This is a genomic window from Streptomyces sp. NPDC058145, from assembly GCF_042884245.1.
Taxonomy (GTDB): Bacteria; Actinomycetota; Actinomycetes; order Streptomycetales; family Streptomycetaceae; genus Streptomyces.
Map to the genome: position 1 here is coordinate 228,323 of NZ_JBHVUH010000002.1, position 14,065 is coordinate 242,387.

The 14,065-nt window shown below is 73.3% G+C and carries 14 protein-coding genes; 7 read left to right on the forward strand and 7 right to left on the reverse strand.

Translation table 11 applies throughout. The annotated features are described in order from the left end of the window. Positions 1-32: 32 nt before the first annotated feature. The 7 genes from ACFVVO_RS05160 to ACFVVO_RS05190 all read right to left on the reverse strand — a co-directional run bounded on the left by ACFVVO_RS05160 (position 33) and on the right by ACFVVO_RS05190 (position 6,566). Positions 33-1,907 carry an HEXXH motif domain-containing protein gene (locus tag ACFVVO_RS05160; RefSeq protein WP_390051863.1) on the reverse strand — a complete coding sequence of 625 codons (1,875 nt, stop codon included), beginning with the start codon at positions 1,905-1,907 and terminating at the stop codon, positions 33-35. 23 nt (positions 1,908-1,930) lie between these two features. After that, positions 1,931-2,119 carry a hypothetical protein gene (locus tag ACFVVO_RS05165; protein WP_390051864.1) on the reverse strand — a complete coding sequence of 63 codons (189 nt, stop codon included), beginning with the start codon at positions 2,117-2,119 and terminating at the stop codon, positions 1,931-1,933. Between the two features lie 301 nt (positions 2,120-2,420). Continuing rightward, on the reverse strand, positions 2,421-3,068 hold the full coding sequence (locus ACFVVO_RS05170; protein WP_390051865.1) for an SLATT domain-containing protein: 648 nt from the start codon (positions 3,066-3,068) through the stop codon (positions 2,421-2,423). Positions 3,069-3,248: 180 nt separating this feature from the next. Then, positions 3,249-3,656 carry a peptide-methionine (R)-S-oxide reductase MsrB gene (gene msrB, locus ACFVVO_RS05175; protein ID WP_390051866.1) on the reverse strand — a complete coding sequence of 136 codons (408 nt, stop codon included), beginning with the start codon at positions 3,654-3,656 and terminating at the stop codon, positions 3,249-3,251. A 14-nt stretch (positions 3,657-3,670) separates the two neighbouring features. Next, positions 3,671-5,062, reverse strand: a complete 1,392-nt coding sequence (gene murC / locus ACFVVO_RS05180) for a UDP-N-acetylmuramate--L-alanine ligase (RefSeq protein WP_390051867.1) — start codon at positions 5,060-5,062, stop codon at positions 3,671-3,673. A 102-nt stretch (positions 5,063-5,164) separates the two neighbouring features. Further along, positions 5,165-5,635: an indole-3-glycerol phosphate synthase gene (locus tag ACFVVO_RS05185; protein ID WP_390051868.1), complete on the reverse strand. Its 471-nt coding sequence runs from the start codon at positions 5,633-5,635 to the stop codon at positions 5,165-5,167. A 157-nt stretch (positions 5,636-5,792) separates the two neighbouring features. After that, complete coding sequence (locus ACFVVO_RS05190) at positions 5,793-6,566, reverse strand: pyrimidine reductase family protein (protein ID WP_390051869.1); 774 nt, start codon at positions 6,564-6,566, stop codon at positions 5,793-5,795. Between the two features lie 37 nt (positions 6,567-6,603). Here ACFVVO_RS05190 and zapE point away from each other — a divergent pair, with 37 nt between their 5' ends. The 7 genes from zapE to ACFVVO_RS05225 all read left to right on the forward strand — a co-directional run bounded on the left by zapE (position 6,604) and on the right by ACFVVO_RS05225 (position 14,053). Beyond that, the gene (gene zapE, locus ACFVVO_RS05195; RefSeq protein WP_390051870.1) at positions 6,604-7,707 is read left to right on the forward strand and encodes a cell division protein ZapE; all 1,104 of its coding nucleotides are present in this window, start codon (positions 6,604-6,606) and stop codon (positions 7,705-7,707) included. 211 nt (positions 7,708-7,918) lie between these two features. Beyond that, positions 7,919-8,314, forward strand: coding sequence for a hypothetical protein (locus tag ACFVVO_RS05200; protein WP_390051871.1), 396 nt, complete (start codon positions 7,919-7,921; stop codon positions 8,312-8,314). A 76-nt stretch (positions 8,315-8,390) separates the two neighbouring features. Beyond that, positions 8,391-8,969, forward strand: a complete 579-nt coding sequence (locus ACFVVO_RS05205) for a carbonic anhydrase (protein ID WP_390051872.1) — start codon at positions 8,391-8,393, stop codon at positions 8,967-8,969. Between the two features lie 8 nt (positions 8,970-8,977). Next, positions 8,978-10,504 carry a SulP family inorganic anion transporter gene (locus ACFVVO_RS05210; protein ID WP_390051873.1) on the forward strand — a complete coding sequence of 509 codons (1,527 nt, stop codon included), beginning with the start codon at positions 8,978-8,980 and terminating at the stop codon, positions 10,502-10,504. A 149-nt stretch (positions 10,505-10,653) separates the two neighbouring features. Further along, complete coding sequence (locus ACFVVO_RS05215) at positions 10,654-11,484, forward strand: slipin family protein (protein WP_390051874.1); 831 nt, start codon at positions 10,654-10,656, stop codon at positions 11,482-11,484. A gap of 104 nt (positions 11,485-11,588) precedes the next feature. After that, a complete protein-coding gene (locus ACFVVO_RS05220; protein ID WP_390051875.1) occupies positions 11,589-13,112 on the forward strand; it encodes an FAD-dependent oxidoreductase in 1,524 nt (507 codons plus the stop codon). An 86-nt stretch (positions 13,113-13,198) separates the two neighbouring features. Beyond that, the gene (locus ACFVVO_RS05225) at positions 13,199-14,053 is read left to right on the forward strand and encodes a polysaccharide deacetylase family protein (RefSeq protein WP_390051876.1); all 855 of its coding nucleotides are present in this window, start codon (positions 13,199-13,201) and stop codon (positions 14,051-14,053) included. Positions 14,054-14,065: the final 12 nt, after the last annotated feature.

The following is a 14,065-nucleotide window of genomic DNA, read 5'->3' on the forward strand; positions in this document are numbered from 1 at the left end:
ACCGCCCGGCGGGGTCGTGCCGGCCCGTCCGGTCAGGCGGGCGGGCCGGTGAGGTCCGCCGCTCGCGCGATGCGGGCGGCGACCGTCTCCGGGGTCTCGGGGCGGCCGCGGCGCAGGAGTTCGCGGTGTACGGCGGCCACCAGTTCGGGGCGGTGCAGCAGGGCCTCCCGGGACGGGCCAACGGGAACGCTGAGGGCCAGGCCGGCCCAGGCGACCGGGTCGCCGGGGTGCTCGGCGACCAGCCGACGGTAGCCGGTCAGGGCCGGACCGCGGTCGCCGGCGGCCCAGGCGTGGTCCGTGTCCGAGGCCCCGACGGCCGCCGGGTCCGCGCGCAGCCGCGCGAAGCGCTCCGGGTCACGGACGCGGATGCGTACCAGCCGGGTCCGGATCTCCGCCGCGACCGGTGCCGTACGGGGGCGGGCTCCGGGGAGGCGGCGCGGTGGCGGCGCGCCGTCGGCGACCGTGTCGGCCCAGGCATCGATGTGCGCCGCGTCGCAGTGCAGTTGGGAGAGCCGGAAGACGATCCGGTGGTCGTCGCGGGCCTCCTGAGCGGCCGAGGCCGCCGCCGCGGGTACGGGTTCCTTCAGCAGGGCGGTGAGGGATCCTTCGACGCCGCGCAGGAAGTGTTCACCGACCTCGGTGAGGTCCGCCTCGGCCCAGAGGGTGCGCAGCCCCTCCTCGACCTGTCCCCTGCGCAGCGCGAACTCCAGGTCGGCCGCCGCGCGTTCGGTGTCCGTGAGGCCGGTCCGTTCGCGGACGGTCTGCCAGAAGGCGGCCACGCCGAGGAACGCGTACACCCCGTGCAGCATCCCGCGCAGCGGTCTGGGGTCGGCGCGCCAGGGCGCGTAGTGGGTCTCCTCCAGGCCGCCGCGCAGCAGCGTGGTCATGTCCATCAGCGCGCTGAGTTTGCTGTGCTGCGCCTCGTGGACCAGGGCCACGGCCAGCTCGACCGGTGTGGCCGGTTTCGTCATCAGCACACCCCCGTACGCCTCGGGGTCGCTGCCGCTGAAGACGTCGGCGGGGCTGCGGTCGGGCAGGGGGGTGATGGCGAGCAGACAGGCCGCGATCCCCTCGGGATCGATGCGGCGCTGCCCGGCGACCAGCGGCCAGGCGGCCTCGAAGAGGCTCTGCCAGTGAGCCGCCTCGGCGTCGTCGAGCCGTTCGACGGGCAGTCGGCGCAGGAAGTGCCGCCACGGGTCCAGGTCGTCCAGCAGCGGCGCGCCGCGCGGCCCGGCGCCGGGCGACCACAGGCGCCGCAGCGCCCACCAGCCGGGGGCGTCCCGGGTGAGGTCGCCAGGTAGGGGGACGGTGCCCGAGGAGCAGCGCACACCGGCGCCCCCGGCGTCCCGGTAGACCTCGGCGACGGGTTCGGCGGGGAGACGGTCGAACCTCGTACAGCCCAGGGACGGGAGCACCACGGCGTTGTCCGTCAGCGGGACGGGGGTACGGAAGGGCACCCCGGCGCCGAGGGCCGCCGCCGCGGCGAGGGAGTGCAGGTGCCCGGCGTCCCGCAGTGCCGTCCCCGGTCGCCCCTGGCCGGCGCCGGCGCGCAGGCCCCGCAGGGTGCGCGCCAGCCAGCTGCCCACGCTCGGGTGGAGCAGGACGGCCTCCACGGCCGCCGGGTCGGCCGTTTCGGCCCTGGCCAGCAGGTCCCAGGCCGTCTGGGCCGGGGGCAGCGTCCCGGGTTCCGGGCCGTGCTCGTCCACCGCCTCCACCAGCACCCGCAGCAGCACCAGCCGGCGGCTGCGCTGGGCCGAGCGAAGGGCGGCGACGGCGTCCCGGCCGCCACCGCCCTGAGCGAGTCGCAGGAAGTGCCCCGACTTCAGCCGATGCCGTGCCCCGCCGGGGTGCGGGCCCGGACCGGACCCGTTCTCTCCGTCACGGGAGGGGGGTCCTCCGTCCAACATGGCTCTCCTCACCATGGACCGGTTCAGGACATGGGAGCTTCACTGCAGTTGGCGTTCGACGCGTCGCCCAGCGTCGGCGGATCGTCGACGAGTTCGAGCAGGCGCCGGGCTTCCGTGGTCAGACCCGCGGACGCCAGGGAGCCGACTGCCGCCAACGGCACTTCCGAGAGATCCACCAACTCGGTCTCGACATCGGGTGCCGACAGATCCACGGCTCGTCCCCCTTTTGACGACAGCACACCCGTCCCCTTTCATGGTTGCTCAATCGATCGGGTTGCGGAAGATGGCCGCCCGTCGGGAGCACGACATATGGCCATCCTCGCCGGGCCCCGCGGTCAGTCCGACGCCCGCATTCCGTACGGCGGTTCGCCGGGTGGGCGGCCGGGCCGCGAGGACGGCGACGTCGTCCTCCGCGTGCCGGGCGTCCAGTCCCGACAGGATGGTGTCCAGTCCGTCGTCGACGCCCTGGCCGGCGCCATGAGGTCCCGGGTCGACTACGATGACAGCGGGCGGTCAGCGTTCGGCGCCGGCCTCGCGCGGCGCGGGCAGCGCGGCGGCCTGGTCCTGGAACTGCTGGAGCCCGGCGCGGAACTCGGCGGTCCAGTCGGCGGTCTCGGACTCCAGGTGGGTGCGGAGCTTGCCGGCCAGATCACCGATCAGCCGCATCCTGCGGTCGACCAGGGTCTGTTCCGGCACACCGGTCAGGTCCCGCAGCAGCTCGGCCGACCAGGCCAGACGGAACTCGTTCAGCTCGCCGCGCAGCGCCTGCGCCGCCGTCATGTCCCGCATCCAGGCCGTGGACAGGCCGAAGAAGTAGTCGAAGCCCTTGCAGCCCGCGGCGGCGGCCAGGAAGACATAGCCCCAGCTCTGGATGTCCGCGCCGGTGGCCGTGCCGGCGAGCGGGATCACGGTGCCGGTCGTCGCGAGGACGATCATCAGACCGCGGATGGCGCGGGAGCCGAGCCGCTTGAGGCGCTTGTCCCGCAGGTACCACTCGATGGCGTCCTCGGCCTCCTGCTCGGCCCAGGCACACAGCGACCGGACCGACTCCAGCCTCTCGTGCGGCGTACCGGTGGTGAGCGCCGGAAAGGCCCTGCCCCGCAGATCCCTTCCGCCCGCCCGGCCACCACCCGGCCGGACAGCCGCTGTGCTCCCCGTCAACTCACCCTCCTCGGCAGGGTATTGCCAGCAGGGTAGCGGAGTCGGCCGCACCCGGTCGGCCTCCGGTCACAGCGGGTGAGTTCCGGCGGGCGCCGTTGACCTGCGGCCCGGGCACGGTGCCTGTCGGCCCGGGCACGTCCATCGGCCCGGGCCTGGATCGGTCAGCCCGGGCCGGGTCGGTCAGCTCTCGTCCGGCGCGAGCCGCAGCGAGACGCTGTTGATGCAGTACCGCTGGTCGGTCGGCGTCGGATACCCCTCGCCCTCGAAGACATGGCCGAGGTGGGAGCCGCAGCGGGCGCAGCGCACCTCGGTGCGGACCATGCCGTGGGAGCGGTCCTCGATCAGCTCGACGGCGTCGGTGTCCTTGGGGTCGTAGAAGGACGGCCAGCCGCAGTGCGACGCGAACTTGGTGTCCGAGGTGAACAGTTCGGCGCCGCAGGCACGGCAGGAGTAGACGCCCTGGGTCTTGGTGTCGGTGTACTCACCGGTGAAGGCCGGCTCGGTGCCGGCCTGGCGCAGCACGGCGTACTCGGCCGGGGTCAACTCCGCCCGCCACTGCTCGTCCGGCTTCTCGACGCTGTACGACATGAGCCTCAGCCCCTTCACTGCTGCGACAGGCGGTCCAGGATCTTCGGGCCCAGGTCGGTCACATCGCCCGCGCCCATGGTGAGAACGAGATCACCGGGCTTCGCCATTCCCGCGATCACCGCGGGGATCTCCGCCTTGTCGTGGACGGCGGTGACGTCGGCGCCGGCCGCGCGCGCGGCCTCGATGATCAGCTCGCTGGTCACCCCGGGGATCGGGTCCTCACGGGCCGGGTAGATGTCCAGCACGACCGAGGCGTCGGCGAGCGCCAGCGACTGGCCCATCTCCTTGCCCAGCTCCTGGGTGCGGGAGAACAGGTGCGGCTGGAAGACGACCAGGATGCGCGCGTCGCCGGCGGCGGCGCGCATGGCCTCCAGGTCGGCGGTCATCTCCGTCGGGTGGTGGGCGTAGGAGTCGATCACCTGTGCCCCGGCCGCCTCGCCCTTGAGCTGCAGGCGCCGCTTGACGCCGGTGTACGCGGCGAGCGCGGACGCGAGACCGGCGGCCGGGACGCCGAGCGCGGCCGCCGCGGTGAGCGCGGCGACGGCGTTGAGGGCGTAGTGCCGGCCGGGGACGGAGACGGTGAAGGTCAGCTCCTGCCCGTCGAGCACCACGGTCACCTGGCTCCGCAGCCCCTGCGGGACGATGCGGAGCACCCGCACGTCCGCGTCCTCGGCCTCGCCGTAGGTCACGCACCGCACCGCGCCGGCCAGCCGCCGGGTGAGTTCGCGGGCGCCCTCGTGGTCGGCGGAGATCACCAGTGTGCCGCCGGGCACGATGCGGCCGGCGAAGGTCTCGAAGGACTCGTAGATCTCGTCCATCGAGGCGTAGTTGGCGTGGTGGTCCAGTTCCACGTTGAGGACGATGGCAACCTCGGGCGCGTACTTGTGGAAGCTGCGGTCCGATTCGTCGGCCTCGGCGACGAAGATGTCGCCCTCGCCGTGCAGCGCGTTGGAGCCGGGGGCGTCCAGATCGCCGCCGATGGCGTACGACGGCCGCAGGCCCAGCTCGGTGAGGGAGACGGCCAGCATGGACGTGGTGGTGGTCTTGCCGTGGGTACCGGCCACGGCGATCGGCCGCAGCCCCTCCATCAGCGCGGCGAGCGCGTCGGAGCGGTGCACCACCGGGATGCCCAGCTCGGCGGCGCGCACCAGCTCCGGGTTGTCCTCACGGATCGCGGACGACACCACGACACAGCTCGCGTCGTCGGCGAGGTGCCCGGCGGCGTGCCCGATGTGCACGGTCGCGCCGAGGGCCCGCAGCGCCTCGGCGGTCGCCGACTCCTTGGCGTCGCTGCCGGCCACCTCGGCGCCGCGCTGGGCGAGGATCTTGGCGATCCCCGACATCCCGGCGCCCCCGATGCCGATGAAGTGCGGTCGGTCCATGGCGGCAGGAAGTCCGGGTGCCATGCGCGTTTCTCCCAAGATCCGGTACGGGCTGAGCGTGTCTAGCCTATGCGCTCGCGCCCGGCCTCCCTCGCAACGGGCACGGCGCACCCGGCCGCCGCCGTGTCAGTCCTCGCCGTGCGCGAAGAGCTTCAGCACCGGCACGCCCACCTTGTGCCGGGCCCGCGAGGCCCAGTCCCGGTGGAAGAACTCCTCCACGTAGTGCGGAGCGGTCAGCACGATCACCTCGTCCGCGCCCACCTCGCCGACGAGGGTCTTGAGCGCGTCCAGCGGATGGTCCTCGACGAGCCGCCCCACCGCCTCGCTGCCCGCGGCACGCAGCGCCCGCAGGGAGATCGCCAGCGCCTTCTCGGCGGGTTCCTTCGCCGCCTCGCCCTCCGGCGTCCTGCCCTCGCGGACGGCGTCGTCCAGTTCGCCGAGCGCGATGTCGTCGATGGCCCGCAGCAGGCGGTCCTGGTCACCGCGCGGCTGGAGAAGCACGTGGAACGAGACCGGCTCGTCCCCGTGCAGGGTGGTGACGAACTCCACGTCGACCGACGACAAGGCCTTCTCGATCATCAGAACGCTAGTGAACACCCGGCGCCTCTCTCCTCCCGTGGGCCCGGCAGGGCCCTGCGGAAACCATCCTGCCCCGTGATCGCACGGGTAGACCGGACTTAGGGGCTGTCCGGTGGATCACACCGGACAGCCCCAGTCTGCCCGTCGCGAAGCGGAACGGAACGGTGCGTTCGTCTCAGGACCGGCTGTACCGGCTGAACAGGAACCCCTCTTCCTCCAGCAGGGACACCAGGCCGAAGCGGCTCGGGACGGTGACGGACGGTCCCCCGGCGATGCGCTGCGCGTCCCCGGCGGTGAGCATCGGCGCGACGGTCAGGCACAACTCGTCCAGCACCCCGGCGGCCACCATCTGGCCGAGCAGCCTGGGGCCGCCCTCGGTGAGCAGCCGGGTGTACCCGAGGCCGGCGAGGGCGCTCACCGCGCGGGCGGGGTCGACGCCCATGCCCTCACCCGCGACGACCACCCGGGCGCCGGCCTTCTCCGCGGCGGCGACCCGGTCCGGGGCCGCGGCGGCGCCGGTCAGGATCAGGGTCGGCACCAGGGGCGAGGTGAACAGCGGCAGGGAGAAGTCCAGCTCCAGGCCGGCGGTGACGACGGCGATCGCCGGGGCCGGCCCCTGGCCCGCGGCCTGCCGGGCCGCCGCGAACTCGGCACGCGCGCGTGCGGGCCGGTAGCCCTCCTGCCGTACCGTCTCCGCGCCGACCACGATCACGTCCGCGAGCGCGCGCAGGGTGCCGAAGACGCGCATGTCGGCCGCGCTGGAGATGGGCTGGGAGTGCCCCTCGTGCTGGGCGGCGCCGTCGAGGGTGGAGACCATGTTGGCCCTTAGCCACGCCCGCGGGGCGCCGGCGGCGGGCTCCGGGTAGGCGTAGGCGGCGGCCAGCTCGGCGAGGCTCCACTCCCGGGCCCGGTCTGGTGTTTCGTCGGTCACAGGGAACAGGCGTCGCATGTCGTGCAGTGTGACACGGCGCTTAGCATGGGTAACCGTGTCGTCCTCCACCACAGCCCATGGTTCCGGCCCCCTGACCGATGCGGGCCCGCTGTCCCTCGCCGCCCGCGAGCCGCACGTCCCCGCGGACCGGCTGGTCGCCGAGATGGTGCCGCCGCCGCGCTTCGACTCGGTGCGCTTCGCCACCTACCTCCCGGACCCGAACCAGCCCAGCCAGACCGAGGCCGTGCGGGTACTGGAGGGCTTCGCGGCCGGGCTCGGCGGCGCGCACGCCACGGGTGCCGGCAAGCGGGGCTTGTTCGGTTTCGGCCGGGCCAAGGCACCCAGGACCCCGGCGGGCCCCCGCGGGGTCTACCTGGACGGCGGCTACGGCGTCGGCAAGACCCATCTGCTCGCCTCCCTGTGGCACGCCACCCCCGCCGAGCCCGCGCTCAAGGCGTTCGGCACCTTCGTGGAGCTGACCAACCTGGTCGGCGCCCTCGGCTTCCAGCAGACGGTGCGGACGCTCAGCAACCACCGGCTGCTGTGCATCGACGAGTTCGAGCTGGACGACCCGGGCGACACCGTGCTGGTCTCCACGCTGCTCGGCAGGCTGGTCGAGGCGGGCGTGGCGCTCGCCGCCACCTCCAACACGCTGCCCGGCAAGCTCGGCGAGGGCCGGTTCGCCGCCGCCGACTTCCTGCGCGAGATCCAGGGCCTTTCCGCCCACTTCCACGCCCTGCGGATCGACGGCGAGGACTACCGTCACCGGGGTCTGCCCGAGGCCCCGGCGCCGTTCACCGACGAGCAGGTGACGAAGGCCGCCTACGCCACCGCGGGCGCCTCGCTGGACGACTTCCCGCATCTGCTGGAGCACCTGGCGAAGGTGCACCCGAGCCGGTACGGCGCGCTGACGGACGGACTGAGCGCGGTGTGCCTCACCGATGTGACGCCGGTGCCGGACCAGTCGACGGCGCTGCGGCTGGTGGTGCTGGCGGACCGGCTGTACGACCGTGAGGTTCCGGTGCTGGCCTCGGGGCTGCCCTTCGACCGGCTGTTCAGCGAGGAGATGCTGAACGGCGGCTATCGCAAGAAGTACTTCCGCGCGATATCCCGGCTCACCGCGCTGGCCCGGGACGCCAAGGGCCTCGTCGCCTCGTAGCCCGTCGCCTCGCGGGCGGCCCGATATTCGATCGGGCCCCGGCGGGTCAAGAGCCGGTTCACGCCACCCGACCCGCACTTTTCACGCTCTCTCGCGCGCTCAACCCCCAGTTGACCCTGCAAAGGACTTTGCGGGGTTAACGTGTTTCTTGACCATTAATTGACCAATGTTTGGTGCGCGCAAGAGTGCGTGAACTTCCGGAGGGGGGCGCATGTTCCGAGGTAGGACGGCCCCGACCACGCTCACCTTCCTCACCGCCACTCTCCTCGCGCTTCAGTTCTTCACATCCGCGGGAACCTTCGCAGCCGCGCACACCGGCGGTGAGGCAGAGGCCAAGGCCTGGACCGGAATGACGTCCTCCGCGCAGCGATCGGCCGAGCAGGCGGACCCCTTCCGCGAGCCGGGCCGCCCGAAGGAACCCACCGGCACCCCGCACACCCGGGAGCGGCACCGCGCGCCCGCCGCCGGGTGCGCGCGGGAACACCCGCTCATATCCCGGCAGACGGCCGCCCCGCGGTCACCGGCCCCGGCCGGTGCCCCGCACCACCGCGCCACGAGATCCTCCAGAGCCCACTCCCCGGCGGCACTTCAGGTCTTCCGCCGCTGAGAGCCCGGCTCGTCCCCCCACGACCGTCGTGCAAGCCCGACGCGCCGGTGCGGCGCGCCAGGAGGAGTCCACACGCATGCAGCCCCTCATCGACAACGCCCGTACGTTCGGACAGCGCCCTGAGGAGTTCGCCGAGCTCGCCGAAGGCCAGTCCCCGCAGGTCCTGTTCATCACCTGCTCCGATTCCCGGGTCGTCCCGGCCCTGATCACGGGCGCCCGCCCCGGCGAGCTGTTCGAGCTGCGCACCGCGGGCAACATCGTCCCGCCCTACGCCTCGGAGCGGCCCACCGGTGAGGCCGCCACCATCGAGTACGCCGTCGAGGTGCTCGGCGTCCGCGACATCGTCGTCTGCGGCCACTCGCACTGCGGTGCCGTCGGCGCGCTGGTGCGCGGCGACGACCTGACCGCCGTACCCGCCGTGCGCGACTGGCTGGCGCACGCCGCCGCGCGTCCGGCCGGTGCCGCCGAGGACCCGGAGGTCGCCGAGGGCGTCCAGAGCCATGTCCTCACCCAGCTGCTCCGGCTGCGTTCGTACCCGTGCGTCGAGCGGAGGCTGGCGGAGGGCCGGATCGGCCTGCACGCCTGGTACTACGAGGTGCACACCGGCGCCGTACGGACGCACCGCCCGCAGACCGACGCCTTCGAAGCCCTGTGAGCGCGCCCATGACGAACTTGACGCTCATATCCCGCTTCCCCCATCTGCGGCAGGACTTCGCCGCCTCCCTCGTCGTCTTCCTGGTCGCGCTGCCGCTGTGCGTGGGCGTGGCCGTCGCCTCCGGGGCACCGGCCGAGCTGGGACTCGTCACCGGAATCGTGGGCGGTCTCGTCACCGGGCTGATGCGCGGCAGCAGCCTGCAGGTGTCGGGGCCGGCCGCCGGACTGACCGTGCTCGTCTTCGAGGCGGTCAAGGAGTTCGGACTGCCGGCACTCGGCGTGATCGTGCTCGCCACCGGTCTGCTCCAGGTGCTCATGGGCGCGCTCAGGCTCGGCCGGTACTTCCGGGCCATCTCGGTCTCCGTGGTCGAGGGCATGCTGGCCGGAATCGGGCTGGTCCTGATAGCCGGCCAGCTGTATCCGGCCATGGCGGCCAAGGCCCCCGACTCGGGCCTGGGCAAGATGGCCGGGCTGCCCCGGGCGTTCCTGGACGCCCTCGGCGGCGGACCGGCGCTCGCCTCGCTCGCCCTGTGCGCGGGCACCGTCGCGGTCCTGGCGCTGTGGCGGCTCGCGCCGGCCAGGGTGCGTACGGTGCCCGGTCCGCTCGCCGCGGTCGGCCTGGCCACGGCGGCCGCGGCCGTGCTGAGCCTGCCGGTGGCGACCGTCGAGGTGAAGGGGCTGCTGGGCTCGGTGCAGCCGCCGCCGCTGAGCACGTTCGCCGAACTGACCGGTCCGGGGCTGCTCGGCACGATCGTTGCGTTCACCCTGATCGCGTCCGCCGAGTCGCTGTTCAGCGCGGCGGCCGTGGACCGGCTGCACGACGGGCCGCGCACCGCGTACGACAAGGAGCTGATCGCGCAGGGCGCCGGCAACACGGTGTGCGGGCTGCTCGGCGCGTTGCCGATGACCGCGGTGATCGTGCGCAGCGCGGCCAATGTCCAGGCGGGCGCCCGCACCAAGGCGTCCCGGGTGCTGCACGGTGTGTGGCTGCTGCTGTTCGCCGCTCTGCTGCCGGGCGTGCTCGCCCTCATCCCGATCCCGGCCCTCGCCGGCGTCCTGATCCACGCCGGCGCCAAACTGGTGCCGGTCCGGGCGCTGGCCGCGCTGTGGCGCGAGCACCGGGGCGAGGCGCTGGTCCTGGGCGTCACCGCGGTGTCGATCGTGGCGGTCAGCATGTTCGAGGGCGTGCTCATCGGACTCGCCCTGGCGGTCGTCAAGACGGCCTGGGAGGCCTCGCACCTCAGGCTGGAGGTCGTCGACAAGGGCGCGGGCCCGGTCGAGGCGTACCTGTCGGGCAACGCGACCTTCCTGCGGCTGCCGAAGATCCTCGACAGCATGGAGTCGCTGCCCCAGGACCGTCCGGTGCGGCTGGACCTGTCCGGCCTGCACCACCTGGACCACGCCTGCCGCAAGGCCCTGGAGAACTGGGCCGAACGGCACAGCGCGGCCGGTACCGAGCCGGTCCGGGTCACCGCGCCGGCCGTCCCGGCCGCGCGGTCCGCGCCGGGCGAAGCTGCCGGGGCGCCGGCGGCCTGAGGCCGCGGCCACCGTCCCCGGACCGGGGCGCCGACGCCCCTCGGCGCCCCGGTCCGGACCCCGGCCGTCCGGCCCATGGCTTCCCCCCGAACGCGGGCATATGGTTGCAGCAGGGGACAAAAGGCAGGCCTCTCGATGAGGAGGTCATCATGCTCCAGGAGCTGCTGGGGGCGGCCGCGGCCGCCGCATCCGTCGGTGCCGTCTACTTCGTGATGGCGGCGCGTGTGATCAAGCAGTACGAGCGGGGTGTGCTCTTCCGGCTCGGGCGGGTCATGGATGACGTACGTGATCCCGGCCTGACGCTGGTCATCCCGTTCGTGGACCGGCTGCACAAGGTCAACATGCAGATCGTGACCATGCCGGTCCCCGGCCAGGAGGGCATCACCCGTGACAACGTCACCGTGCGGGTGGACGCCGTCGTGTACTTCCGGGTGGTCGACGCGTCGAGCGCGCTGGTGAAGGTCGAGGACTACAAGTTCGCGGTGTCCCAGATGGCGCAGACCTCGCTGCGCTCGATCATCGGCAAGAGCGACCTGGACGACCTGCTCTCCAACCGGGAGAAGCTCAACCAGGGTCTGGAGCTGATGATCGACAGCCCGGCCGTCGGCTGGGGCGTCCAGGTCGACCGGGTGGAGATCAAGGACGTGTCCCTGCCGGACACGATGAAGCGGTCGATGGCCCGTCAGGCCGAGGCCGACCGGGAGCGCCGGGCCCGGATCATCAACGCGGACGCCGAACTGCAGGCCTCCAAGAAGCTCGCCGAGGCCGCGGAGCAGATGTCCGACACCCCGGCCGCGCTCCAGCTACGGCTGCTGCAGACGGTGATGGCGGTGGCGGCCGAGAAGAACTCCACCCTGGTACTGCCCATCCCGGTGGAGCTGCTGCACTTCCTGGAGAGGGGCCACCAGCTCGGGCAACTGCCCACCCCCAACGGTGACGCGGGACAACGTCAGCCCCCGCGACAGCCGGAGGAGACGTGAGCGGGGCGATCCGGGCCCGGCCGCCGGAGCCGTGAGCGGGACGACCGAGGCCGTGTGACCGCGGGGGAGGACGTGGGGCGGGCCGGGCTGGGTACCCGGTGGCCATGCGCGAGATGCGAGAGGTCACCGACTCGTACTGGCTGCGGACCGCCCCCGGGCCGTCCCACCCCGCCCTGACGGACGACATCGACGTCGACGTGGCCGTCGTGGGCGCGGGCATGGCCGGGCTGAGCAGCGCCCACGAACTGGCCCGGGCCGGGCTGCGGGTGGCGGTGCTGGAGGCCGGCCGGGTGGCGGCCGGGGTCACCGGGCACACGACCGCCAAGCTGACCGCGCAGCACACCCTGGTCTACGACCGGCTGCGGCGCACCCGCGGGCCCGAGGGGGCGCGGCTGTACGCCCGCTCCCAGTCGGAGGCGATCGAGCACGCGGCCGCGCTGGTGACCGGGCTGGGCATCGACTGCGAGTGGGAGCCCCGGGACGCGTACACCTTCGTCCGGGACGGCGAGCGGGTGGCCGAGGTGCGGGCGGAGGCGGAGGCCGCGCGGGAGGCGGGTCTTGACGCCTCGTTCACCACGGAGACCGGGCTGCCGTTCCCTGTGGCGGGCGCGGTGCGGGTCACGGGGCAGGCGCAGTTCCATCCGCTGAAGTACCTGCGGGCCGTCACGGCCGACCTGCTCGCGCGCGGCGGACAGGTCTACGAGAACACCCGGGTCGTCGGCCTCGCGGAGGGCGGCGAGCCCTGCCGGCTGACCACCGGGTCGGGCCGGACGGTGACCGCGCGGGACGTCGTGATCGCCACCCACTACCCGGTCTTCGACCGTGCGCTGCTCTTCTCCCGCCTCTCCTCCCGCCGGGAACTGGTGGTCGCCGGGCCGCTCGGCGACGGGCCCGACCCGGGGGGCATGTACATCACGCCCGAGGAGAACACCCGCTCGGTGCGCACCGCGCCGTACGGGGAGGACGGGCAGCGGCTGCTCGTCGTCACCGGCGAGCACTTCACCCCGGGCACCGGCGACCCGGGGGCGGGCTTCGGCCGGCTCGCCGAGTGGGCCGAGAAGCACTTCCCAGGGGTGGCCCTGGAGTACGCCTGGGCCACGCAGGACAACGACTCCACCGACACCGTGCCGATGGTCGGCCCCTTCCATCCCGGCGCCCGCCACACCTACGTCGCCACCGGCTTCGGCGGCTGGGGGCTGAGCGGCGGCATCATGGCCGGGCTGCTGCTGACGGCGCTGATCACCGGTGAGGACCGCCCGTGGCGCGACCTGTACGACCCGCGGCGGGTGAAGTCGGTGCTGCGGGAGGCGCCGTCGCTGCTGAAGACCCAGGCCGAGGTGGCCCGGCACTTCGTCGGCGACCGGCTGCGCTCACCGGCCTCCCCGCACGACCTGGCGCCGGGCGAGGGCGCGGTGGTCCGCGTCGGCGGCAAGCACCTGGCCGTGCGCCGTGACGAGGAGGGCGCCCTGCACGCGCTCTCGGCCCGCTGCACCCACCTCGGCTGCCTGGTCGCCTTCAACGGGGCCGAGCAGGCCTGGGAGTGCCCCTGCCACGGCTCGCGCTTCGACGTCGACGGCCGGGTGATCCAGGGCCCGGCGGTGCGGCCGCTGGAACACCGGGACCTGTGAGGGGGCTCCCGCCGCGCGGGTGACACCACCGCCGCGTCAAATGTCACACCAACCGATAACGGCTCATTAAGTCCTATTTTCATACGGTGATTGCATCCGTACGCCGTCTCACCGCCCTCTGCGCCCTCGGCGCGGCCCTCGCTGCCTGCGGTACCGCGGGCAGCCCCGGGCCCGCCCGCCCGGCCCACGCCAACCCGGCCACCTCCGCCTCCCCGTCCGCCTCGCGGCCCCCGACCCTCACCCCGGGCCCGGGCGGCCTCACCCCGGTCTTCGAGCACGGCCCGCGCACTCTCGGCAAGACCGTCGCGCTGACCTTCGACGCCGACATGACCGCCGACCAGGGGCCCCGCGCCGCCTCCGGCGAGCACTTCGACAACCCGGACCTCATCGGCACCCTGCGCCTGCTGAAGGTCCCGGCGACCGTCTTCATGACCGGCAGGTGGGCCGAGCAGTACCCGGCCCAGGCCCGTTCCCTCGGCCACGACCCGCAGTTCGAGGTCGCCAACCACTCCTACAGCCATTACGCGTTCACCGGCGACTGCTACGGCCTGCCGACGGTCGGCTCGGCCGGCATGCGCAAGGACGTCGAACGGGCGTACGCCTCCCTGCGCACGGCGGGTGTGCCGGACCCGCTGCCCTACTTCCGCTTCCCGGGTGGCTGTTACGACCGCCAGGCGCTGCGCGCGCTCAGCGCTACCGGGGTCACCGCGGTGCAGTGGGACGTGGTGAGCGGCGACGCGTTCGCCACGGACGCCGACGCGGTCGTCCAGCAGGTCCTGGACGGCGTCAAGCCGGGCTCGGTGGTCGTCATGCACTGCACCCGCAGCGCCGCCCCCACGACCGAGCGCGTGGTCCGCGCGGTCGTCCCGGAGCTGCGCCGGCAGGGCTACCGGTTCGTGAAGGTCTCCGAGCTGATCGGGGAGACGAGCGGACACCGGTGACCGTCCTACGCT